The organism is Brachybacterium sp. UMB0905, from assembly GCF_002871795.1.
GTDB lineage: Bacteria > Actinomycetota > Actinomycetes > Actinomycetales > Dermabacteraceae > Brachybacterium.
Genome location: NZ_PNHL01000001.1, coordinates 73,803 through 96,836, shown reverse-complemented (window position 1 = coordinate 96,836; position 23,034 = coordinate 73,803). Strand labels below are relative to the sequence as shown.

Genomic DNA, 23,034 nt, shown 5'->3' with positions numbered 1-23,034 from the left:
GGAAGAAGATCGAGAGAGCGGACATGCCCGCCAGTCTACCGGCCCGCACCGGGTGCTGAGGCCTCATGCGGACCCCACGTGCGTGACGGCCGCGCGACCGTTCAGGGAAGCTGGCTCACCACTAGCAGCGCCACCACCCCGACGGTCGCCACGGGCGCCGCCGCCACGGCGAGCGAGGGCACCGCCTCCCGGGCCACGAGCGTGGAGCCCAGCAGCTGCTGCGCCGCCGCCGCGGCGATCGCGCTGACCGCCCCGATGCCGGAGGCCAGCAGCAGCTCCAACCCCAACAGCTGCATCAGCAGCACCGCGGTGAGCGCTGCACCCATCACTGCGGACAGCAGGAACTGCACGAGCGTGGGGACCGGCGCGGTTCTCAGCAGCAGCGTGGACACCAAGCCCAGGGCGATCGCAGTCAGCAGCGCCGTCCGATCCTGGGCGAGCGCGAGGTGCTGGGCGAGAACCCAGCTGGCCCCCAGGCCAGCCATGAGCGCGCCCGACACCGTTCCGGTCAGGGAAAAGGTGAGCTCCTCCCGCTGCGGGCGGACCATCTGATGCACGAAGGCGCCGAAGATCCCCAGCGCGCACACCATGAGAATCCCGGAGATGGGTTCGATGCGCTCCGGGGCCAGCAGGATCGTCACCGCGGCGAGCACTCCGGTGCCGCTCACCACCCAGCGGGTCCCGCGCGGTGAGGGCAGCTCCAGCAACGCCGGCCAGCCGATCCCCAGCAGGATCGCGGTCAGCGACACCGCACCGACCATGAGCGCGGGAGAGGCCGGCCCCGTGAGCGTGACCAGGGCCAGCAGCAGCGCCAGGGCGGCCCCCAGGGGCGTGCGCTCGGGAGCTCTCACAGGGCCTCGCTCGCAGTCGATCGGATGAACTGGACAGGCGCCGGACCGCAGGGCCGAGGGGGCCGCGGCGGGCGCTACAGTTGCAGTCTACGAGCGTCCGCAGGCGGGGACCGAATCTCTTCGTCGGGTCCCACCGGCCCGGATGCGCTTCACCTCCCCGTCCGGAAGGACCGCATGATCATCACCGACGCCCTCACGCCCGCCCGGCGCGAGACGGTCCGTGCGCTCGCCGAGCGGGCCCGCCTGCACGACGGCATCGGCCCCCTCGATGAGGCCGCGCTGCTGGCCCTGGATGATCCCACCGTCGGCGCCACCCACCTGCTGGTGGAGGCGGGCGCGACGGGCACGCAGACGGGTGCGGATGGCACAGAGGCGGCCGATGGGGATGACGCCGACGCTGACCTGCACGGATATGCGAGCGTTCTGGCCGACGGGACGATCCAGGGGATGGTGGATCCGCAGCATCGGCGGCGCGGACACGGCAGCGCCCTGCTGGAGGCCGCGCTCGAGGCCACGGCCTCCCCAGCGGTGTGGGCTCACGGGGCCCTCGCCGCAGCTCTCGCACTGCTAACCTCCCGGGGTCTCGTGCCCACGCGCGACCTGCTGACCATGCGCCGCCCGCTGGACGCTGAGCATCCCGTGCCCGCGATCCCGGCGGTGCGCGATGCGCAGGTGCAGCTCGGCACGATCGACCTGCCGCGCGAGCTCGAACGCTGGGTGGAGGTCAACGCCCTGGCCTTCGCGGACCACCCCGAACAGGGGGCGCTCACCGCCGAGGACTTCACGCGCCGCACCGCGCAGGACTGGTTCGATGCGGCCGATGTGCACGTCGCACGGCGCGAGGACCGCATGATCGGCTTCGTGTGGATCAAGCGTGAGCAGCCGGGTCAGGACGTGGATCCCGCGCAGCCCGGCGACGCACAGCCTGGCGACGCGCCGCCCCTTGACGCACAGCCCAGCGACGCCGAGGTGTATGTCGTCGCGACCGACCCGGCTGAGCAGGGCCGCGGCATCGCCGGCGCTCTGCTCACGACCGCGCTGCACCGCCTGCAGGACCAGGGCGTGCCCGCTGTAGAGCTGTATGTCGAGGCGGACGCCACCGCCGCGGTGGGCCTGTATGAGCGCTGGGGCTTCACGGTCTCCGGGCGGGATGTGCAACTGCGACCGGAGAGGGTCTGAGGGATGCGCGTCGCTCCCGGGAACCCACCGCCCGTCCTCGCCGCCGGCGCCCTGGCCTGGCGAGAGAAGGACGATGCGCTGCAGGTGCTGCTCGTGCACCGCCCCCGCTACGACGACTGGTCGATTCCCAAGGGGAAGCTCGACAAGAACGAGACCTTCCCCGCCGCGGCGGTGCGCGAGGTGCAGGAGGAGACCGGGTACCGGGTGCGGCTGCATCGGCCCCTGCCGGCGTCGGTGTATCTGATGCCCGATGGGCGCACCAAGATCGTGCAGTACTGGACGGCGACGGTGCGGGCCAAGACCGCCCCGGGTCCGCAGGACGCCGGGGAGATCGACACGGTCCGCTGGGTGAGCCTGGAGGAGGCCGCGCAGCTGGTCACCCGGCAGGGCGACCAGGTGCTGCTGGAGACCCTGCGGCGCTACCTCGCGGCCGATGAGCTCGAGACCGCGACCATCATCGTGCAGCGCCACGGCGCAGCGGTCTCTCGCTCCAAGTGGCGCAAGGGCGAGAAGACCCGCCCGCTGAACTCGAAGGGGAAGAAGCAGGCCAAGGCACTGCCGCCGCTGCTGGACGCCTTCGACCCCGCGACCGTGGTCTCCAGCCCCTGGCAGCGCTGCCGCGCCACCGTGGAGCCGCTCGCGGACATCGAGGGGCTGAAGGTGCGCACCAAGGATGAGCTGACCGAGGCAGGGCACAAGGAGCATCCCTCGCGCACGGCCGCGGTGATGGAGCGGGTGCTGCGCGAGGCCCGGCCCGTGGTGGTGTGCACGCATCGGCCCGTGCTGCCCACGGTGATCGAGGCCGTGCGCGGTCTGGCCGATCCCGGGGCCGCCCTCGAGCTGCCGCGGGAGGATCCTTTCCTCGCGGCGGGGGAAGCGCTGCTGCTGCACACCGCCGAGGAGGGCCGCGTGGTGGCGATCGAACGGCACCTGCCGAACATCGGCTGACGATCGAGCATCGGCTGACGCTCGAGCATCGGCTGCCCCGCGAGCAGCGGCTGATGAGCACGCATCGACGGACCAGCGAGCGTCGGCTGATAATGGGGCGCCTGGAGGCCAGGGCACGAGCATCGAGGGGATCCGCATGACCGATCAGAACCAGGGGTACCACCCGCAGAGCGCGGAGTCCTTCGCGCCGGAGTTCTCCTCCGCGCAGCCGTACCCGCAGCAGGAGCCGTACCCGCAGCAGCAGCCGTACCCGCAGTATCAGTCGTACCCGCAGCACCAGGCCCCGGGAGGCGACGGCGTCTCCTCGGCAATGGGGATCGTGGGCCTCGTCATGGGGATTCTGTCGCTGACGCTGTGCGGCGGGCTCACCGCGCCGCTCGGGCTGATTTTCTCGATCATCGGGCTGCAGCAGGCCAAGCGCTCCGGTACGGGCAGGGGACTGTCGATCGCGGGGCTGGTCACCTCGATCGTCGGTATGGCGGTGCTGATGTTCACAATCCTCTACGTCGTCGCGTATTTCGGGCTGATCGCATCCGTCTCCGTATGACCCGGGGCCCGGCGCTGCTCCCACGCCGCCGTCGAACCCGTCCCGCACCGCCGACGACCCCGTCCCGCGCCGCCGCCGCGCCCTCCCCGCGCCTGCCCGCGCCGCTGCCGTATCAGTGCCGCGCCGCGGTGGCGTGCATCACCGGAAAGTGCCCCCATCGGCCCCCGTGATGATTTCGTGACCGCTTTTGTGACCTGATCGTTTTACGGGTCTGACCTGCGGATTGGATGTTACTGGCGCCGAGTTCACCTGCCGTTCATGTAAGCACGGTCCGGCCGTCATCTGCCCTCCCTAGCTTTTCTGGCGTCAGACCTCCGCAGGACTCCCCGGGCCTCAGTGCCCCGAAAGGACTCGCAGTGAACGTTCGCAACAACAAGCTCGTCTCTCTCGCCGCGCTCGGCCTCGCCGGCGGCCTCGCCCTGACCGCCTGCGGTGGCGGCGACAACGGCGGCGGCGACACCGGCAACGGTGGCGGCTCCGACAACGGCGGCGCGGGCGCCGCGGCCGGTGCCTACGGTGAGCTGACCGGGTCCATCAAGGGCTCCGGCGCCTCCTCCATGCAGGCCGCGCAGACCGCGTGGACCGAGACCTTCAACGGCATGGTCTCCGGGGAGGATGGCAGCGCCTCCGTCTCCTACAACGCCATCGGCTCCGGCGACGGCCGCGCCGAGTTCCTCAACGGCGACACCCAGTTCGCGGGCACCGACGCGCCCCTGGATGAGGAGGAGCTCGCCCAGTCCGCTGACGTCTGCAACGGCGGCCAGGCCTTCAACCTCCCGGTCTACATCTCCCCGATCGCCGTGGCCTACAACCTGCCCGGTGTGGAGGAGCTGAACCTCACCCCCGCGAACATCGCCAAGATCTTCGACGGCAAGATCACCAAGTGGAACGACGAGGCGATCGCCAAGGACAACCCCGACGCGGACCTGCCCGACACCCAGATCATCCCGGTGCACCGCTCGGATGACTCCGGCACCACCGAGAACTTCACCGAGTACCTCGAGAAGGCCGCTGGCGACGACTGGAGCTACGGCACCTTCGAGACCTGGGACGCCGACGGCCCCTCCGTGGACGGCCAGCAGTCCGGTGACGGCACCTCCGGTGTGAAGGGCGTCATCGAGGGCACCGAGGGCACCATCGGCTACCTCGACGCCTCCCAGGCGGTCGAGCTGGGCATCGCCAAGGTCGAGGTCGGCGGCGAGTTCCTCGAGTACTCCCCCGAGGCCGCGGCCAAGGTCGTCGAGGTCTCCCCGCGCGCCGAGGGCCGTGAGGACAACGACATCGTCGTGGAGCTGGCCCGTGACACCGAGGAGGCCGGCGCCTACCCGATCGTGCTGATCTCCTACGTGGCGATGTGCGACTCCTACGCGGACGCCGAGCAGGGCGAGACTGTGAAGGCGTACGTGTCCTACATGCTCTCCGAGCAGGGCCAGCAGACCGCTGCCGAGAACGCGGGCTCCGCCCCGATCTCCGACGCGCTGCGTGAGGATGCGCAGTCTGCTGTGGACGCCGTCTCCGCTGGCTGACACCATCACCGCTGATACGCACCGAGGGCAACCTCGATGAGGGGGATACCGTCGGGCCCGATGCCGGGCCCGACGGTATCCCTGCGTCATCCCTGAACCATCCCGAGAGAGGTCGGATGTGAGCACGACGGACACGGACCGCACGGTCCAGGAGCCCCCCAAGCCGGACATGGTGGGCGGCGCCCGGATGGGCGACAAGGTCTTCTCCGGCCTCAGCGTGGGCTCGGGCCTGCTGATCTTCGCGACGCTGGCCGCAGTGGGCTACTTCCTGCTGCAGGAAGCGTTTCCCGCGATCATGGTCAGCACCGAGGTCAAGGGCAGTGAGGGCAAGTTCTCCCTCATCAAGACCGCGATCCCGCTGGTCTTCGGCACCATCCTCAGCTCCATCCTGGCGCTGCTGATCGCCGTGCCGATTGCGGTGGGCGTGGCGCTGTTCATCTCCCACTTCGCGCCCCGCCGCCTGGCCGGCCCCATCGGCTACATGATGGACCTGCTGGCCGCGGTGCCCTCGGTCGTCTTCGGTCTGTGGGGCGGCCTGTGGCTGGTGCCCCGCCTGGAGCCGCTGTTCCTCTTCCTCAACGAGTACCTGGGCTTCATCCCGCTGTTCGGCGGGCCGGTCACCCCGCCCATGCGAAACATGGCCACCGCCTCCGTCGTGCTCGCCGTGATGATTCTGCCGATCATCACCGCGGTCTCCCGCGAGGTGTTCCTGCAGACTCCGCGCCTGCAGGAGGAGGCAGCGCTCGCGCTCGGCGCCACCCGCTGGGAGGTCATCAAGACCGTCGTGCTGCCCTTCGGCCGCTCCGGCGTGGTGGCCGCCTCGATGCTGGGCCTGGGCCGTGCGCTCGGCGAGACCATGGCCGTGTTGATGATCATGTCCCCCGGTATGGCCGTGAACCTGAACATCCTGGTCTCCACGCAGCACTCCACGATCGCCTCGTACATCGCCCGCAAACAGGCCGAGGCCGGTCCGGATGAGATGGCGCTGCTGATCTTCACCGGCCTGGTGCTGTTCGTCCTCACGTTCCTGATCAACGCGCTGGCACGCCTGATCGTCGCCAAGACCGGCACGAAGGCCTGAGGGGAGTACTGAGATGTCCGTCTCCACCACTGAGACCCGCGCACCGTCGGTGAGCACCGACGAGCGCCGCTTGCCCTGGACGCACATGCTGCTGACCGCTGCTGCGGCGCTGTTGCTGGCGATCCTCATCCTGTTCGTCGCGGACGCCTTCAGCGTCTTTTCGGCGATGATCCTCGGGTTCTTCCTGCACGTGATCATCGGCTACATCTACTCGCGCCTGCGGGAAGGGCCCCGCTGGGCCAAGGACCGCGTGGTCACCACGCTCGTGATCGGCGCTTTCGCGGTGGCGATGTTCCCGCTGCTGTCGCTGCTGTGGGAGGTCTTCTCCCGTGGCGTCCCGCGCGTCATCGGCGCGCATCCGGAGCCCTTCGCCTTCTGGAACCGGCCGATGTCCGGTGTCATCGGCGGAGCGGACGCCGGCGGCGTATGGCACGCCATCGTCGGCACCCTGCTGATCACCCTGTGGGCCTCGCTCATCTCGATCCCCGTGGGTCTGCTGACCTCCGTGTTCCTCGTGGAGTACGCGCGGGAAGGCTGGAAGCGCACCCTGGGCAAGGGCGTGACGTTCCTGGTGGACGTCATGACCGGCATCCCCTCGATCGTCGCCGGTCTGTTCGGCCTGGCGCTGTTCCTGGCGATCCTGCCCGATGACCAGTCCGGCACCCGCATCGGCGTGATGGGTGCGATCGCCCTGTCGCTGCTGATGATCCCCACCGTGGTCCGTTCGAGCGAGGAGATGCTGCGTCTGGTCCCGATGGAGCTGCGCGAGGCGGCCTACGCCCTGGGCGTGCCCAAGTGGCTGACCATCATCCGCGTGGTGCTGCGCACCTCGATCGCGGGCCTGGCCACTTCGGTGACGCTCGCGATCGCCCGCGTGATCGGCGAGACCGCGCCGCTGCTGCTCACCGTCGGCATGATTACCAGCGTGAACTACAACGTGTTCAAGGGGCAGATGGCCACCCTGCCGACGTTCATCATGGACCAGTACCGCAAGGGCAGCGCGGTGTGCCGCAACGATACGGTCTCCGATACATACACCGGCGAGGTCTACCAGTGTGTGGCCTCGGCGAACATCGACCGCGCCTGGGCGGCAGCGCTGACGCTGATCCTCATCGTCATGCTGCTGAACCTCATCGCCCGCGTGATCAGCCACTACTTCTCCCCGAAGATGAGCCGCTGAGCCGGCCGTCCCAGCACCGAAAGGACCTTCGATGGCAGCTCCGATGCCCATCAACGTCGAGAACCTCAACATCTACTACGGGGACTTCCTGGCGGTCGAGGACGTCAACGTCCAGATCCACCCGCGCTCGGTGACGGCGCTGATCGGCCCCTCCGGCTGCGGCAAGTCCACCTTCCTGCGCACCCTGAACCGTATGCACGAGGTCATCCCCGGCGCGTACGCGAAGGGCCTGGTGGAGATCGACGGCCGCAACATCTACGGCCCCGGCATCGACCCGGTCAACGTGCGCCGCCGCGTCGGCATGGTGTTCCAGAAGCCCAACCCGTTCCCCACCATGTCGATCCGCGACAACGTGCTGGCGGGTGTGAAGCTCAACAGCACCCGCATGTCAAAGGCGGACCAGGAGGAGCTCATGGAGGCTTCCCTGCGCGGCGCGAACCTGTGGGACGAGGTCAAGGACCGCCTGGACAAGCCGGGCCTGGGGCTCTCGGGCGGTCAGCAGCAGCGCCTGTGCATCGCCCGCACCATCGCGGTCAAGCCCGAGGTGGTCCTCATGGACGAGCCGTGCTCCGCGCTGGATCCGATCTCCACGCTCGCGATTGAGGATCTGATCCACGAGCTCAAGGAGCAGTACACGATCGTGATCGTGACTCACAACATGCAGCAGGCCTCGCGTGTGTCCGACCGCACCGGGTTCTTCAACATCGCCGGGACCGGCAAGCCGGGGCATCTCATCGAGATCGATGACACCGAGAAGATGTTCACCAACCCGAGCAACAAGGAGACCGAGGACTACATCTCCGGCCGCTTCGGGTGATCGTGCTGGCGCTGCGGCGCATCACCTGCAGCGCCTGACGTGACCTGGCGGCCCCTGACCCGATCCGGCACCCCTGCCCCAATCCGGCACCCCTGCCTCGATCCGGCACCCCTGCCCCGATCCGGCTACGTTTCCGTGGGAATACCCCTGCTATTCCCACTAGAACGTAGCCGGATCGCGTTGTGCGGGCTGTGCTCCGCGTGGGGCCCGATCGGAAGGGCGGGCAGGGCAGCGGCTGGGGCGGTGGCGCGCCCCACAGGGCAGGGATGAGGAGGCCGACGGGGCGGGTCCGACTGGGGGATGACACCGCCGACGCAGGATGATGCCGCGGGCCGACGCGCCAGGCCCGGGCCCGGCGAGATGGTGGGGCCATGAACACCGCACCTCTGCTTTCTCACTCCTCGGCCCGCCCCGAAGCAGGCGCACACCCGAGCGCCTCCGCCTCGCAGCCCGCGGGAGCTGTGCATCCCACGTCCACTGCGCACCTCGGGTCCGCCGCGGTGCCGGCCGCTGCGCAGCCTGCTGCCGCCTCGGCGCCCGCTGCTGTGCACCCTGCGCACGCCGCGGCACAGCCCGTCGGCGCTGCGATCCAGCATCCCGCTGCCGCCCCGGCCCCCATCGGGCTCGTGCCGGTCCTTGCTGGGCGCGCGCTCACCAAGGTCTACGGCGGCGACGGTGCCAGCACCACCGCGCTGGACGGCGTGGACCTCGACATCGCCGCGGCGGACTCCCTCGCCGTCATGGGCCCTTCCGGCTGCGGCAAGACCACGCTGCTGCACACCCTCGCCGGGATTCTTCAGCCCACCTCCGGCACCGTTCTGCACGACGGCACCGACCTCGCCTCCCTCAGCGACCACCGCCGCACCCGCCTGCGCCGCAGCGCCTTCGGCTTCGTGTTCCAGGACGGCCAGCTGCTGCCCGAGCTCACCGCGCTCGAGAACGTGATCCTGCCGCGCATGCTCGGCGGCACCTCGCGTCGCGCCGCGACGAAGGAGGCGCGTGCCTGGCTGGACCGCCTGGGACTGGCGGGCATGCACGATCGTCGACCCACCCAGCTGTCCGGTGGGCAGGCGCAGCGCGTCGCGATCGCCCGCGCCCTCGCCGGCCGCCCGTCGGTCGTGTTCGCGGATGAGCCCACGGGGGCCCTCGACCAGGCCACCGGGCATTCCGTGCTCGATGTGCTGGTCAGCTCCTGCCACGACAGCGGCGCGGCGCTCGTCATGGTCACGCATGACCCGCAGGTCGCGGCCGTATGCCGCCGCACCGTCGCGATGCGCGATGGGCGGATCGCCCAGGAGTTCGTGCGGCCCGACGCGGAGGTGCAGCGCGGCCCCGTCGGACACGCCCCTGTCGGCCCTGCCACGGCTCAGACCGGTATGGCCCCCGTCGGCCCTGGCACCACCGTCCACCCCACCGAGGTGACCCGATGAACGCCCTGCTCACAGCCGCCCCATTGTTGCTGCGCCGTCGCGGCGCTCTCGCCGACATCCTGCCGATCATCGCGTTCGCCGCCGCCACCGCGATCCTCGCGACCGTCCTCGGCGGTACCGCCGCGTTCATCGGCCGCCTCCCCGAGGGCGGGCAGATCCCGCGCACCGGCGAGGGCTCGATCATCGGCCTCCTCGTGCTGTGCGCGGTCGTCGCCTGCGTGCTGCTGGTCCCGAGCGCCATGGGCCTCGGCGGCTCTGCGGCGCGGCTGTCCCTCGCTCGCCGGGAGAAAGACCTGGCCACGACCCGTCTGATCGGCGGCACCAGCGCGCAGGTCGGCGGAATCGCCGTGCTCGACGTCGCCGCGCAGGCGCTGCTGGGCAGCATCGTGGGCATCGTCCTGCACATCCTGGTCAGCCCGCCGCTGTCGCGCCTGGACTTCGGGATCGCGCCCTTCACCACCGCGGACCTGCTCATGCCCTGGTGGGCATACCCGCTGCTCGTGCTCGGGGTGGTGGTGCTGGCCTCCGGCTCCGCTGCGATCTCCCTGACCGGCGTGGTCCTCAGCCCCCTGGGCGTGGCCCGAGACTCCCGCGTGGTGCGCATGAGCGTCATCCGCGTGCTCGTCTGGGGTGCCGCGGTGCTCGGTTTCCTCGTGTTCTCCCAGGTGGGCGGGGCACTGTTCGGTGACGTGGCCGACGGGGGGTTCGTCATCGTGGTCACCGTCGTGTTCGTCGGCGCGATCGTGGCGGGCCTGAACGTCGTCGGCCCCTTCGTCGTGTGGATCACCGCGCGGCTCCTCGCCCGCCTCGCCCCGAGCCCGGCGCTGCTGGTGGGAGCCCGGCGCCTGGCCGCCGACCCGCGGGCCGGCTGGCGCGCCGTCTCCGGCATCACCTTCGCCCTGGTCATCGCCGGGTTCCTGACGGTCCTGTCGCTGCTGTCCGAGCCCACCACCCCGGAAGAGGCGATGATGACCACGGCGCTTGCGACCGGTGGCGTGCTGACCCTGGGGATCGCCGCGGTGCTCGCCGCCGTCTCCACCGGCGTCACCCAGACCGCGCGCGTGATCGACCAGGCGCCCGTGCTGCGCAGTCAGCACATCGCAGGTGCTCAGGTGCCGCAGCTGCACCGCGCCCGCATCGCCGAGATCTCGGTGCCCGTCGTGCTCAGCACGGTGCTTGCGATCCTAACCTCCGCCATGGTGGTCGCGGCGCTCGGGTTCAACACCGCGAACCCTGCCGCAGCCGTGCAGTACCTCGCGAGCGTGGTCGGGGCGTATGCGCTGGTGATCGGCGCAGTGCTGGTGGCTTCGCCGCTCGTGCGCCGCTACGCGCTGCGACCGGTGGGATGAGGCAAGCGGGGCCGCGGTCGCTGGGCGGCGTGCGTACCCTGGGGGTATGGACATTCCCTCCGTGACCCCCAAGGACGTGCCGGACGGCGCGCATCTGCTGGATGTGCGCGAGCAGCAGGAATGGGACGCCGGGCATGCGCCGGGCGCCCAGCACCTGCCCGCCAGCACCCTGCTGCAGAACCTCGACCAGCTGCCCGAGGACGATGCGGACCTGTACATCATCTGCCGCTCCGGTGGCCGCAGCCGCCAGGTCACCCAGTGGCTGAACGGCAACGGCTTCGACGCGATCGACGTGTCCGGCGGTATGGGCGCGTGGATCGAGGACGGTCTGCCGCTGGAGTCCGACGGGGACGGCGAGCCCTACGTCCTGTGACGGCGGCGGGGCCCCTCGGCCCTCCCGACCCGTCTGCCCCGTCGGGCGCGCCCCGTCAGCCCATCGGGTGCGCCCTGTCTGCCCCGTCGGGCCAACCGAGAGAACGGGCGCCCGGCGCCCGCTGATCACAGCGGCAGCACATCGCGCAGCAGCGCGTACCCCACGAACGCCACGACATCCAGCAGGGTGTGGGCGATGACCAGCGGCAGGGTGCGCCCGGTGCGTCGGAACCACTCCCCGAACAGCAGCCCCATCACGAGGTTCGCAAGCCCCGGGCCGATGCCCTGATACGTGTGGTACGCCCCGCGCAGCACCGCCGAGGCGATGATGATGCGCCGGGGCGTCCACCCGATCGCCTCGAGGCGCCGGTACAGGTAGCCCACCACCACGACCTCTTCGAGCAGCGCGTTCTTCAGCGCGTGGAGGATCAGCACCGGCACCGTCCACCAGTACGTGTCCAGCGCCGCGGGGATCACCTCCACGGTCAGCCCGAGGGCGCGCCCGGTGTAGTAGATCGCCAGGCCCGGGATGCCGATCCCGGCCGTGATGAACACCCCGTGCAGCAGGTCGCGGGCGGGCCGGTCCGCGGCGAGCCCCAGATCCGCGAGCGCCTGCCGCAGCGACCCCGCGGTGAGCGTGACCAGCAGGATCACGAGCGCCACGGGCATGAGCGTGAACGTGATCGACAGCAGCTGCTGCAGCAGATCCCACCAGGGGCTGGGGTCGCGGGAAGGATTCAGCGCCGTGGATTGCCCCTTCAGCGGCCCCGCCGCGAGGGCCTGCAGCAGTGCGAGCAGCGAATACACGGCGCTGCGCCCCAGCGACAGCGCGAGCACGATCACCACTTCGGCGCCCAGCAGGCGTCGGTTCGGGGTGGGGGAGGTGCTGGTCGGGAGGCTCGCGTCGGCCTGACCTCGGGAGCCGGCGTCGGCCCGGTCCCGGGAATCGGCGTCCATGCCGCGGCTCGCGTCGGCGCCGGTGGCCGGGGTGCTGCCGGCGCTGTCGGCTGGCGGGACGGCGGCGGGGCCAGAGCCGGGAGGTTCGGGGGTGCGCACCTCCCCATGGTCCCATCCACCGCGGGTCCCATCGCGAAGTCCCCTCCCGGGTCCCATCGCATGCCCCCATCGCGGGGCCGACGGGGGCGTGCCAGACTCGAGGCATGAGCATCACCGACGCTGATCCCGTGCCCACGACCCGTCGACCCGCCGTTCTCATCACCGGTGCGAGCCGCGGCATCGGCCGAGCGATCGCCGATGAGCTCGCCGCTGACCATCACCTCATCTTGGGCGGGCGCGATGCGGATATGCTCGCTGATCTCGCCTCAGCGTTCCCCTCAGCCGAACCTTTCGCCGCGGACCTCACGGATGTGGACGCCTTGGGCCGGGCGGTTGCGGCCCTGGAGCTGCCGGAGGGCCTTGCCGGGGTGGTGCACTCTGCAGGAATCCTGGTCAGCGGCACCGTCGAGGATCTGTCGGCGGGGGAGTGGACGCGGTCCTTCGCCGTCAACGTGGTGGCGGTCGCGGAGCTGACGCGCCTGCTGCTTCCGGCGCTGCGGCAGGCCCGCGGGACCGTCGTGACCATCAACTCCGGCTCCGGCTTCCGGGCCGGATCCGGGGGTGGCGCGTACTCGGCCTCGAAGTTCGCGCTGCGGGCGTTCACAGACGCACTGCGGATCGAGGAGCATGAGCACGGGGTGCGCGTCAGCTCCTTGCACCCCGGTCGGGTTGCCACCGATATGCAGCGTGAACTGCGCTCTTTTGAGCGTGGCGAGTACCGTGAGGACGACTACATGAAGCCCGCGACGGTCGCGGTGACCGTGGGGCTCGCGCTGCGCCTGCCGCCCGACGCCAGCATCGACACCCTTTCCGTGCGCCCGCGCTGAGGCGGAGCGCCGCCTTCTCGCCGCTTCGCACTTTTCCGGGCATGTTCGGGCCGCGGATGCCTGGAAAAGCGCGGAGCGCGTGATGAAGGGAGCTGGGCGGGCGCCCGCGCCACGTCTCAGTGCTGCGGGGTGAACTCCTCCTCGAGCAGGGCTGCGCGGCCGGCTTCGAGCCGGGCCACGGGCACGCGGAACGGGGAGCAGGAGACGTAGTCCAGGCCCGCCCAGTGGAAGAAGTGGATCGATGCCGGGTCGCCGCCGTGCTCGCCGCACACGCCCACCTTCAGGCCCGGCCGGGTGGAGCGGCCGCGCTCGGTGCCGATCCGCACCAGCTCGCCCACCCCGAACTGATCCAGCGACTCGAACGGACTGATCAGCAGGATCCCGCGGTCGCGGTAGGTGAAGAAGAACCCGGCCTCCACGTCGTCGCGGCTGAAGCCCCACGTGGTCTGCGTGAGGTCGTTCGTGCCGAAGGAGAAGAACTCGGCTTCCTGCGCGATCTCGTCGGCCCGAAGTGCCGCCCGCGGCAGCTCGATCATGGTGCCGATGGTGGTGGTGAGGTCCTGGCCGCTTTCGCGCCGCACGTCATCGCGCACCGCCAGCAGCTCCTGTTTGATCTCCCGCAGCTCCCGCACGGAGCTGACCAGCGGGATCATGATCTCCACGCGCGGCGCCCCGCCGTCGGCGAGCGCGAGTGCCTCCGCTTCGAGGATCGCGCGGACCTGCATGCCGTACAGCCCCGGGATCGACAGACCCAGCCGCACACCGCGCAGCCCCAGCATCGGGTTCTGCTCGTGCAGGCGACGCACCGCATCCAGCAGCCGCAGATCATGCTCGGTGGCGCCCTCGTGCTCCTCCGCGCGGGCGATCCGCACCGACAGCTCGGTGATATCCGGCAGGAACTCGTGCAACGGCGGATCCAGCAGACGGATCGTCACCGGCCGCTCGCCCATCTCCTGCATGAGCGCGAGGAAGTCCCTGCGCTGCAGCGGCAGCAGCGCATCGAGCGCCACCTGCCGCTCCCCGGGGGTGGCAGCGAGGATGAGGGCCTCTACGAGGGGCCGACGGTCCCCGAGGAACATGTGCTCGGTGCGGGCCAGGCCGATGCCCTCGGCGCCCATGTCGCGGGCTCGCGCCGCATCTTCGGGGGTGTCGGCGTTGGCGCGCACCCGCAGGCGCCGCACCCGGTCCGCGACCCCCATCAGCAGGTGCACCGCCTGCACAAGCTCCCCGGCCTCCCCGGCGGCGGCCTGCTCCACCGTCACCTCACCGCTGAGGTACCGCGCCACATCGGAGGGCTCGACCGGCTGCGCCCCGAGGAACACCTCCCCGGTGGTGCCATCGATGGAGATCTCATCGCCCCGTCGGGCCGCGATCTCCCCGTTCAGGCGGATCACTCCGTCGGCCTCGTCGACCTCGAGGGCCTCCACCCCCACCACGCAGGTGCGGCCGAGCCCGCGCGCCACCACAGCGGCGTGGCTGGTGCGGCCGCCGCGGGCGGTCAGCACCCCGGCGGCGGCGATCATGCCGGCCAGGTCGTCGGGGTTGGTCTCGCGACGCACCAGGATCGCGGGGGTGCCGTCCCGCTGGGCGGCTTCGGCCTCTTCGTTCGTGAAGGCCAGGGGACCGACGGCCGCTCCGGGGGAGGCGTTCATGCCGCGGGCGATGGCCCGTCGGCCGGGATCCGGGGCGAAGTGCGGGAACATCAGCCGCGTCAGCTCCGCGCCGGACACCCTGGTCAGAGCTTCCTCCGCGCTGATCGTGCCCTCCTCGACGAGGGTTGCGGCGATGCGGAACGCCGCCGCGGCGGTGCGTTTGCCCACCCGGGTCTGCAGCATCCACAGGGTCCCGGACTCGACGGTGAACTCGATATCGCACAGGTCCCGGTAGTGCTCCTCGAGCTGCTCCATGATGCCGCTGAGCTGGGCATACACCTCCGGCATGACCTGTTCGAGCTCGGGGAGGGAGCGGGTGTTGCGGATCCCGGCGACCACGTCCTCGCCCTGCGCGCGCACCAGGAAGTCGCCGTAGATGCCGGGGGCGCCGGTGGCGGGGTCGCGCGTGAAGCCGACGCCGGTCGCGGAGTCCTCATCGAGGTTGCCGAACACCATCGCGCCGATGTTCACCGCGGTGCCGGACTCATGCGAGATCCGCTCGGCGTTGCGGAACACGATCGCGCGCGGCGCGTTCCAGGAGCGGAACACCGCGAGCATCGACCGATGCAGCTGCTCGTGCGGATCCTGCGGGAAATCCTCCCCGGTCTCCCGGCGGATGATCGCCTTGAACTCCTCGACCACGCGCGCCATGTCCGCGGCCGACAGCTCCACGTCGGTGGCCACGCCGCGCTCGGCCTTCTGGCGGTCCAGGACCTCCTCGAAGAGGTCCGCGTCGATGTCCTGCACGGTGCGGCCGAACATCTGCAGCAGCCGCCGGTAGGAGTCCATCGCGAACCGCTCGTCGCCGCCGGCCATCGCGGCAAGCCCGTGCACCGTCTCATCGTTCAGCCCGACGTTCAGCACCGTCTCCATCATCCCGGGCATGGAGCGCGCGGCCCCGGAGCGCACGGACACCAGCAGCGGCTCGTGCGGGTCGCCGAAGCGGCGGCCGATGGCCTCTTCCACGCCGATGAGCTGCAGGCGGATCTGCTCGGTGAGTCCCGCGGGAATGTCCCCGTGGTGCATGAAGTAGCGGCAGGCCTCGGTGGTGATGGTGAAGCCCGGCGGGACCGGCAGCCCCATCCGAGTCATCTCCGCCAGGTTCGCGCCCTTGCCGCCGAGCAGGTCCTTCTGCTCCATCGAGCCGGCGCTGAAGGGGTAGACGTACGTGGTCATCGCGGTGAGCCTCCTTGTGCCCGGGCCGACGGCGGCGTCGGCTGCCCGTCCTCGTCGACGGTGGGCTGTGGGGTCATCGTGCCTCGCCTCCACCGGTCGCGCCGGGGACCTTCGGCGGAGTCTCGAGCGCGCCCGCGCTCAGCCCTCCAGGTGCCGCAGCAGCTCGGCGGCGCAGCCGGTGTATGTCGCGGGCGTGAGGGCCAGCAGCCGCTCGCGCTCCGCCTCGGGCAGCCCGAGCGAGCCGATGAACTCGCGCATCGCGGGCCCGTCCACGCGCTGGCCGCGGGTGAGCTCCTTGAGCCGCTCGTACGGGTTCTCCATGCCCTCGACGCCCTGCACACCGAGGGTCCGCATGACCGACTGCACCGCTTCGCCGAGCACCTCCCAGTTCCCATCGAGGTCCGAGGCCATGGCGTCGGCATCCACGTCCAGGCCCGCGAGGCCCTTGCGGAGGTTCGAGATGGCCAGCAGCGAATGCCCGAGCGCGGGGCCGATGTTGCGCTGCGTCGTGGAGTCGGTGAGGTCGCGCTGCAGGCGCGAGGTGACCAGCGTCTGGCTGAGCGAATCCAGCAGCGCCCCGGAGATCTCGAGGTTCGCCTCGGCGTTCTCGAAGCGGATGGGGTTCACCTTGTGCGGCATGGTTGAGGAGCCGGTGCCGCCCTGCGCGGACAGCCGCTGCCGGAAGTACCCCAGCGAGATGTAGGTCCACACATCGGTGGCGAAGTTGTGCAGGATCCGCCCGGCGCGGGCGATGTCCGCGTACACCTCGGCCTGCCAGTCGTGCGATTCGATCTGCGTGGTCAGCGGGTTCCAGGTGAGCCCCAGGTGCTCCACGAAGGTCCGCGAGACCTGCTCCCAGTCGGTGTCCGGCACGGAGATGGCGTGCGCGGCGTAGGTGCCGGTCGCGCCGTTGATCTTGCCGAGCATCTCATCGGCGGTGATCCGACGGGCCTGCCGGCGCAGCCGATGCACGAACACCGCCAGCTCCTTGCCGAGCGTGGTGGGGGTGGCCGGCTGGCCGTGGGTGCGCGAAAGCATCGGCACCTCAGCGGTGGCGTGGGCGAGCTCGGCAAGCTCGGCGATGAGCGCCTCGTAGGCGGGCAGCCACACCTCGTGCACAGCGCCGCGGATCATGAGCGCGTAGGAGAGGTTGTTGATGTCCTCGCTGGTGCAGTAGATGTGCACCACCTCGGCGAGCGGCTCAAGCGAGGTGCCAGCGAGCCGACGCTTGATGTAGTACTCCACGGCCTTGACGTCGTGGACGGTCTCACGCTCGATCTCGGCGTGCTCGGCGATCCCCTCAGCGCCGAAGTCTTCGGGGATGGCGCGCAGCAGGGTGCGCTCGGCGTCGGTGAGGTCGCGCAGACCGGGGATCGCCCCGGAATCCAGCAGGTGGATCATCCACTCGGTCTCCACCACCAGGCGGGAGCGGTTCAGCGCGGCCTCGGAGAGGTGGTCGACGAGAGGGGAGACCTGGGCGCGGTAGCGGCCGTCCAGGGGCGTGAGGGCGATCGGGGGAGTGATGTCGGCGAAAGGCTGCGGCATGAGGCCCATTGTCCATCACTGCCGGTGCTGTCTGGCCCCCACGGTCGATGCTCCGTGGCCCTCACGGTCGGTGCTCCGTGGCCCTCACGGCTGATGCTGCCCGCAGCCCCCGTCGGCCCCGGGGCGCCGTCCCGCGCAAGTCCCTCTTGCGCCCACCCCACCCCTATGGTTCACTACTCATGTAACTAACCGAGGAGGAGGGCATGGAGTTCACGAGCGACGCCCCGATCTACGTGCAGATCGCTGAGCAGATCCGCGCGCAGATCCTCACCGGGGACCTCGCCTCCGGCGACCAGATCATGTCCACCACCCAGTACGCGACCACCTACCGCATCAACCCCGCCACGGCGAACAAGGCCTTCGGGCAGCTGGTCCAGGAGGGCCTGATCGAAAAGCGCCGCGGACTGGGCATGTTCGTCACCGAGCAGGCCGCGGACCTCCTGCGTGACGAGGGCCGACGGGCCTACCGCGAACAGGTCCTCGCCCCCGCGCTCGAACGCGGCCGGGCCCTGGGCCTCACCCCTGAGCAGATCCGCGACCTCGCCCTGAGCATTCTGGAGGAGTCATGAGCACCCGCCCTGACCGCATGCCGAACCCGTTGGCCGGACCGGCCAGTGCCCGGTTGGAGGACGTCACCTACCGCTACCGCCGCGGCACGACGGCGCTGCAGAACCTCACGCTCGCGCTGCGGCCCGGCGTGATCACCGGCCTGCTGGGCCGCAACGGCTCCGGCAAGACCACCCTCGCCATGCTGCTCGCGGGCCAGAACCGCGCCACCAGCGGTCGCGTCCTCGTCGACGAGGCGCCCGTGTGGGAGGACGACGAGCGTATGGCCGCCGTCGCGCTCGTCTCCTCCGAGACCCGCGTGTTCGCCGACTACCGGCTGCGCGACACCCTCGAGCTGTGGGCCGAAACCCGCCCCACCTGGGATCAGGGTCTTGCCGATCGGCTGCTCGAGCAGTGGAAGCTCGACCCCGCGAAGGACCGGCCCGAGAGCCTCTCGCGCGGCCAGCTCTCCGCCTTCTCCGCCGTCCTCGGGCTTGCCTCCCGGGCACCGCTGACCATCTTCGACGAGGTGCATCTGGGGATGGATGCGGTGGTGCGTCGCCAGTTCACCACCGAGCTGCTCGCCGACTACGCCGAGCATCCGCGCACCATCGTGCTGTCCAGCCACCTCATCGAGGAAGTCTCTGACCTGCTGGAGGACGTGATCCTGCTGCACGAGGGGCGCCTGCTGGATGCCGGGGAGGCCGATGCGGTCCGTGCCCGCCACGCCGATCCCGCGACCCCGGAGCGGCTCCCGGACCTGACCGATGTGCTGATCCGCCTGACCGAGACCGAGCCGACGGGCCAGAGCGCCCCGCATGCCCCGACCACCCCGAAGGAGCTGTCATGACCACGCATAACACCCTGCGCAGCCTTCCGCGCGAGCACAGCGGGCTGTTCCTCATCGGCCTGATCGTCGTGGCCGCCGCGCACACGATCGGCCTGCTGCTGCCCGTGCTCCTCCCACGCCTGATGACCCTCGGCGTGGACATCGAGGTCACCGGCAACCCCGCACAGTGGGGCCTCGGGGAGGGCGGCATGCGCGGCTGGGGCGCGGCGCTGCCGCTGATCCACGCCGCCATGATCTGCGCCCTCGTCTACGGGGTCATCACCGCGTGCATGAGCCGCGTGAGCGTGAGCGCGGGCCTCACCCGCCGCGCCACCTGGCGCGAATCCGCCCGGTACCTCGCCGGCACCGCCGTGGTGCTGTGGGTGCTCGTGCTGCTCGCCGTGCTCGTGGCCCTCGCCCTGAACCCCGCGCCGCAGCTGCTGGAGGGGTCGATGCACCCGCTCGTGCAGCTCATCCCCGCCGCGGTGAAGATCCCGGCCGGTGCCGCACTCGGCTACCTGGTCGGCATGGCGTTCATGCGCTTCCACTGGATCGTGGGCGTCGTGGCCTGCGTGGGTCTCGTGACGCTGCTGACCTCGCTTCCGATCAGCGTCCAGCTCACGCCCTCGAGCATCACCGAGATGGTGGTTGTGACGGTGGGTGCGGTGCTCCTGGCGGTGGCCGCGGCCGCGGCGTCACGGGGGATGATCGCCTCGCTGCAGATCGAGCCGTGAGCGGCTCGGGGGCGGTGGGGCTGGCCGGGGCGACCGGCTGGGGGCCGACGGGCCTGGCCGGGGCGACCGGCTGGGGGCCGACGGGCCTGGCCGGGGCGACCGGTCCAGCGCCAGGGGCGAGCGGTCCGGAGCCGAGGACCGACCGGTCTGGCGGGCCGACGGGCGTGGTGGATCAGCCGCCCCGTCGGCCCGTCCCGCAGTTCACCCGCGCTCGCGCTGCCCCTCGCCCAGCCCGGTCACGCCTTCGATGATCGCGGCCAGCAGCCCGATGATCAGTCCCGCCAGCAGCGCCCACCAGAAGGTGTCGAACTCGAGCGTGAGCCCCAGCAGGCTGGAGATCCAGCCCGCGAGCAGCAGCATCAGCGTGTTGATGACGATCTGGAACAGGCCGAGTGTCAGGCACGTGATGGGCATGGCGAGGGCCGAGAGGATCGGGCGGATGATGGCGTTGACCAGCCCGACGATCAGCGCGATCGCCCCGATGGTGAGCACCTGGTTCAGCACGGGAGCGCTGTCGTCCCCCAGGTGCATGCCGGGCAGGATCAGCGCCGTGACCCACAGGGCCACGCCGGTGGCGATGACAGAGCCGAGGAATCTCATGCATCCATCGTCGCAGCTCGGCTGAGCGGTGGCAGGCCCCGTCGACCCTCAGGCGTCGACGTCCGCGTCGAACCCGACCGAGTCGGCGCAGATGGAGCGGATGGTGAGCGTCCACTCGTCGAATTCGGCGGTGTCGCCGATGCCCAGCTCGTCGAGATCTTCGGCATCTCCCGTATCCGCCTGGACCCGCAGCACGGCGGCCGGTTCCCCGTCCGCACCCTCAGCTCGGATCATCACCGCGCCGTAGAACAAGTGCTCACCGCGGGAATTCTTCGTCTCTGTATCGCGGCCCTGCGTCGAGCCGCGGGTGCTGAGCCGGCCGTCGCGGGTGCAGGTGTCGACGAAGTCCTCCGGATCTCCCGTCGGGCCGTTCGTCGGCCCTGCCGTGGGTGCGGGCTCATCTTCGCCCAGCGGCAGCAGGCCACAGCCCGCCGTCCCGCCGAGCAGCAGCAGGGCGGCAGTCACGGCGGTGACTGAGCGGAGCGTGCGCGTCATGCGGCCACCTCAGGCACCACCCGCACCAGAACCTCGGGGGGATTCTCCGTGATGCGCTCGACATGCACGATCCAGGGGCCGATGCTCACCGTCGAGCCGGTGTGCAGTGCGCGATGGTTGGTCGCGCATGTGGTTAGGAATTCCCCCAGAAACACGTTTTCCCCCTCGGGCTCGTCGGGGCGACGCATGAGGCCGTCCCGCACATCAATCATGAGATGTCGAGAGCTATTGCGCCATGGGGAGAGCTCCCCATGAGGGCCCGCCGAGGCTCGACAAAGGTCTGCTGAGCGCTCGATCAAGGGCCGACCGGGACTCGCGAGTGGCTCGGCGGCGGCGCCCCCGGCCCACCCCGCAGGGCGGACGCCCGCAGCTGTTCCGGCGCCCCCGGCCTACGCTGGAGTCATGTCCACCGCCTCCGCCTTCGACCCGTCGGCCCTGCAGCCGGATTCGGCCGCCCAGCTCCCGTCGGCCCCGGCCAGCGCCACCCCCGCCAGCACCACCCTGCCCGCCGAGCGCATTCGCGTGCGCGCCGCGCTGGAGTCCCTGCCCGCGTATGTCGCGGGGAAGCCGGCCCCCGATGACGGGGTGCGGCGCTTCAAGATCTCCTCCAACGAGTCCCCGTTCCCCCCGGTCGAAACTGTGCGGGAAGCCGCGGTCGCCGCGCTCGGCGAGGCCCACCGGTACCCCGATGCGGCCGCGCAGGCGCTGCGGGAGGCCCTCGGTGCGGAGCACGGCGTGGAGCCCTCCCGCATCGCCCTGTCCACCGGATCCGTCGCCGTCACCGGCGACCTCGTGCGCGCCCTCGTCGACCAGGGCGATGAGGTCGTGTACGCCTGGCGCTCCTTCGAGGCCTACCCGATCCTGGTGGGCTCCCACGGCGGCACCCCCGTGCAGGTCCCCGTCACCGCCCGCGGCGAGCATGATCTCGAGGCGATGGCCGAGGCCATCACCGAACGCACCCGCCTGGTGCTGCTGTGCACCCCGAACAACCCCACCGGCCCCTCGCTGAGCACCGCCGACGTGGAGGAGTTCCTCACCCGCGTGCCCGAGCACGTGGTCGTCGCGATCGACGAGGCCTACCGCGAGTTCCACGACCCCGCGACCGTCCTGGACAGTGCCGGGATCCTCGCGCGACACGGCAATGTGGTGCTGCTGCGCACCTTCTCCAAGCTGCAGGGCCTCGCCGGGCTGCGGATCGGTTACGCCATCGCCCACCCGCGACTCGCCCGGGCACTGTCCCAGGTCACCCTGCCATTCGGAGCGAGCAGGCCCGCGCAGGCTGCTGCGCTCGCCACCCTCCAGCCGGAGGCTCGCGCGGTGCTGGACCGCCGCGCCGCGTGGATCCGCACCGAGCGCGACCGCGTCGCCGCCGCCCTCGCCGAGCAGGGCTGGGACCTGCCCGTCACCCAGGGCAACTTCATCTACTTCCCCCTCGGCGAGCAGTCCCAGGACTTCGCCGCCTTCGCCGATGCCCGCGGGCTCGTGCTGCGCGCCTACGGGGCCGACGGGGTGCGCGCCACCATCGCCGAACCGGAGGCCAGCGACCTGCTGATCGACATCGCCGCCGCCTGGCGCGAGCATTCATGACAGTGACCGCCGCCGCCCAGCCGCTCGGCGGGATCCGCGCCCACCTGGTCTGGCTCGTGGCCGTGGCCGCCTACGCGGTCGCCGTCCTGCAGCGCACCACGATGGGGGTTGCGGGCCTCGAGGCCGCGGACCGCTTCGGTGCCTCCGCCACGATCGTCTCCACCTTCGTGGTGCTGCAGCTGGCGGTCTACGCGCTCATGCAGGTCCCCGCCGGCCTGCTGCTGGACCGCTACGGCTCCCGCGTCACCCTCGTCGTGGGTGCGGTGCTGATGGGCCTGGGTCAGCTGCTCATGGCGGAGACCACCACGGTGGGCGTGGCGATGCTGGCCCGGATCGTGCTCGGGGCGGGTGACGCCCTGACCTTCAGCAGCGCCATCCGCCTGGTGCCCGCGTGGTTCCCCGCCCGACGGGTCCCGATGTACACCCAGCTCACCGGCCTGATCGGGCAGGTGGGGCAGATCGGCTCCGCCGTCCCCTTCGTCGCCCTGCTGTACAGCGCCGGCTGGCCCGCGACCTTCCGTCTCGCCGCGGCGCTGTCCGCGATCGCCGCGCTCGCAGTGCTGCTGCTGGTGCGCGCCACCCCGCCCGGCACCCCGCGACCCCGAGTCCGCCACGACCTGCGGCGCATCCCGCTCGTGCTCGCCCGGATCCTCCGCAACCCCGCCACGCAGCTGGGATTCTTCACCCACTTCACGGCGGGATTCCCC

The 23,034-nt window shown here is 70.9% G+C and carries 23 protein-coding genes; 16 read left to right on the top strand and 7 right to left on the bottom strand.

Going from position 1 to position 23,034, the window contains the following annotated elements; translation table 11 throughout:
- Positions 1-101: 101 nt before the first annotated feature.
- Positions 102-851, bottom strand: coding sequence for a hypothetical protein (locus CJ197_RS00475; protein ID WP_102234811.1), 750 nt, complete (start codon positions 849-851; stop codon positions 102-104).
- Between the two features lie 174 nt (positions 852-1,025).
- Here CJ197_RS00475 and mshD point away from each other — a divergent pair, with 174 nt between their 5' ends.
- The 10 genes from mshD to CJ197_RS00425 all read left to right on the top strand — a co-directional run bounded on the left by mshD (position 1,026) and on the right by CJ197_RS00425 (position 11,281).
- Positions 1,026-2,030, top strand: a complete 1,005-nt coding sequence (gene mshD, locus CJ197_RS00470) for a mycothiol synthase (RefSeq protein ID WP_102234810.1) — start codon at positions 1,026-1,028, stop codon at positions 2,028-2,030.
- A 3-nt stretch (positions 2,031-2,033) separates the two neighbouring features.
- The gene (locus CJ197_RS00465; RefSeq protein ID WP_102234809.1) at positions 2,034-2,978 is read left to right on the top strand and encodes an NUDIX hydrolase; all 945 of its coding nucleotides are present in this window, start codon (positions 2,034-2,036) and stop codon (positions 2,976-2,978) included.
- Between the two features lie 136 nt (positions 2,979-3,114).
- The gene (locus tag CJ197_RS00460) at positions 3,115-3,525 is read left to right on the top strand and encodes a DUF4190 domain-containing protein (RefSeq protein WP_102234808.1); all 411 of its coding nucleotides are present in this window, start codon (positions 3,115-3,117) and stop codon (positions 3,523-3,525) included.
- 356 nt (positions 3,526-3,881) lie between these two features.
- Positions 3,882-5,051 carry a phosphate ABC transporter substrate-binding protein PstS gene (pstS, locus tag CJ197_RS00455; protein WP_102234807.1) on the top strand — a complete coding sequence of 390 codons (1,170 nt, stop codon included), beginning with the start codon at positions 3,882-3,884 and terminating at the stop codon, positions 5,049-5,051.
- Positions 5,052-5,169: 118 nt separating this feature from the next.
- Complete coding sequence (pstC, locus tag CJ197_RS00450; protein ID WP_369801449.1) at positions 5,170-6,132, top strand: phosphate ABC transporter permease subunit PstC; 963 nt, start codon at positions 5,170-5,172, stop codon at positions 6,130-6,132.
- 13 nt (positions 6,133-6,145) lie between these two features.
- Positions 6,146-7,312: a phosphate ABC transporter permease PstA gene (gene pstA / locus CJ197_RS00445; RefSeq protein ID WP_102234806.1), complete on the top strand. Its 1,167-nt coding sequence runs from the start codon at positions 6,146-6,148 to the stop codon at positions 7,310-7,312.
- Between the two features lie 31 nt (positions 7,313-7,343).
- Entirely contained in the window at positions 7,344-8,129 is a 786-nt protein-coding gene (gene pstB / locus CJ197_RS00440; protein WP_102234805.1) for a phosphate ABC transporter ATP-binding protein PstB, read from the top strand.
- Positions 8,130-8,674: 545 nt separating this feature from the next.
- Entirely contained in the window at positions 8,675-9,559 is an 885-nt protein-coding gene (locus CJ197_RS00435) for an ABC transporter ATP-binding protein (RefSeq protein WP_102234985.1), read from the top strand.
- On the top strand, positions 9,556-10,908 hold the full coding sequence (locus CJ197_RS00430) for an FtsX-like permease family protein (RefSeq protein WP_102234804.1): 1,353 nt from the start codon (positions 9,556-9,558) through the stop codon (positions 10,906-10,908). Before CJ197_RS00435 ends, CJ197_RS00430 begins: the two co-directional genes overlap by 4 nt.
- 46 nt (positions 10,909-10,954) lie before the next feature.
- A complete protein-coding gene (locus tag CJ197_RS00425; RefSeq protein WP_102234803.1) occupies positions 10,955-11,281 on the top strand; it encodes a rhodanese-like domain-containing protein in 327 nt (108 codons plus the stop codon).
- A 125-nt stretch (positions 11,282-11,406) separates the two neighbouring features.
- Here CJ197_RS00425 and CJ197_RS00420 read toward each other — a convergent pair whose 3' ends face one another.
- Positions 11,407-12,336: a CPBP family intramembrane glutamic endopeptidase gene (locus CJ197_RS00420; RefSeq protein ID WP_233190557.1), complete on the bottom strand. Its 930-nt coding sequence runs from the start codon at positions 12,334-12,336 to the stop codon at positions 11,407-11,409.
- 104 nt (positions 12,337-12,440) lie between these two features.
- Between CJ197_RS00420 and CJ197_RS00415 the strand changes: the two genes are divergently transcribed.
- Complete coding sequence (locus CJ197_RS00415; RefSeq protein WP_102234802.1) at positions 12,441-13,163, top strand: SDR family oxidoreductase; 723 nt, start codon at positions 12,441-12,443, stop codon at positions 13,161-13,163.
- A 116-nt stretch (positions 13,164-13,279) separates the two neighbouring features.
- Here CJ197_RS00415 and ppdK read toward each other — a convergent pair whose 3' ends face one another.
- Positions 13,280-15,991 (bottom strand): pyruvate, phosphate dikinase, encoded by a 2,712-nt coding sequence (gene ppdK, locus CJ197_RS00410; protein ID WP_102234801.1) that lies wholly within the window; start codon positions 15,989-15,991, stop codon positions 13,280-13,282.
- 138 nt (positions 15,992-16,129) lie between these two features.
- The gene (purB, locus tag CJ197_RS00405) at positions 16,130-17,536 is read right to left on the bottom strand and encodes an adenylosuccinate lyase (RefSeq protein WP_102234800.1); all 1,407 of its coding nucleotides are present in this window, start codon (positions 17,534-17,536) and stop codon (positions 16,130-16,132) included.
- Between the two features lie 203 nt (positions 17,537-17,739).
- Between purB and CJ197_RS00400 the strand changes: the two genes are divergently transcribed.
- From CJ197_RS00400 to CJ197_RS00390, 3 genes are read left to right on the top strand one after another with little or no spacing between them, the layout of a single operon-like run.
- Positions 17,740-18,105, top strand: coding sequence for a GntR family transcriptional regulator (locus CJ197_RS00400; protein WP_102234799.1), 366 nt, complete (start codon positions 17,740-17,742; stop codon positions 18,103-18,105).
- The gene (locus CJ197_RS00395) at positions 18,102-18,932 is read left to right on the top strand and encodes an ATP-binding cassette domain-containing protein (RefSeq protein ID WP_102234798.1); all 831 of its coding nucleotides are present in this window, start codon (positions 18,102-18,104) and stop codon (positions 18,930-18,932) included. Before CJ197_RS00400 ends, CJ197_RS00395 begins: the two co-directional genes overlap by 4 nt.
- Positions 18,929-19,645: a hypothetical protein gene (locus CJ197_RS00390; protein ID WP_102234797.1), complete on the top strand. Its 717-nt coding sequence runs from the start codon at positions 18,929-18,931 to the stop codon at positions 19,643-19,645. The genes CJ197_RS00395 and CJ197_RS00390 overlap by 4 nt, the downstream gene beginning before the upstream one ends.
- Positions 19,646-19,846: 201 nt before the next feature.
- On the opposite strand, the gene CJ197_RS00385 is transcribed toward CJ197_RS00390, so the two are convergent.
- The 3 genes from CJ197_RS00385 to CJ197_RS00375 are packed head-to-tail and all read right to left on the bottom strand — an operon-like array spanning position 19,847 to position 20,928.
- On the bottom strand, positions 19,847-20,245 hold the full coding sequence (locus tag CJ197_RS00385) for a phage holin family protein (RefSeq protein WP_102234796.1): 399 nt from the start codon (positions 20,243-20,245) through the stop codon (positions 19,847-19,849).
- Positions 20,246-20,293: 48 nt separating this feature from the next.
- Positions 20,294-20,740: a hypothetical protein gene (locus CJ197_RS00380; RefSeq protein WP_102234795.1), complete on the bottom strand. Its 447-nt coding sequence runs from the start codon at positions 20,738-20,740 to the stop codon at positions 20,294-20,296.
- Entirely contained in the window at positions 20,737-20,928 is a 192-nt protein-coding gene (locus CJ197_RS00375; protein WP_146007672.1) for a hypothetical protein, read from the bottom strand. The genes CJ197_RS00380 and CJ197_RS00375 overlap by 4 nt, the downstream gene beginning before the upstream one ends.
- Positions 20,929-21,142: 214 nt before the next feature.
- Between CJ197_RS00375 and CJ197_RS00370 the strand changes: the two genes are divergently transcribed.
- Together CJ197_RS00370 and CJ197_RS00365 are read left to right on the top strand one after the other, a co-directional pair.
- Positions 21,143-22,327, top strand: a complete 1,185-nt coding sequence (locus CJ197_RS00370) for a histidinol-phosphate transaminase (protein WP_102234793.1) — start codon at positions 21,143-21,145, stop codon at positions 22,325-22,327.
- Positions 22,324-23,034 (top strand): nitrate/nitrite transporter (locus tag CJ197_RS00365; RefSeq protein ID WP_146007682.1); only part of this gene is annotated, 711 nt, incomplete at its 3' end. The genes CJ197_RS00370 and CJ197_RS00365, both read left to right, overlap by 4 nt.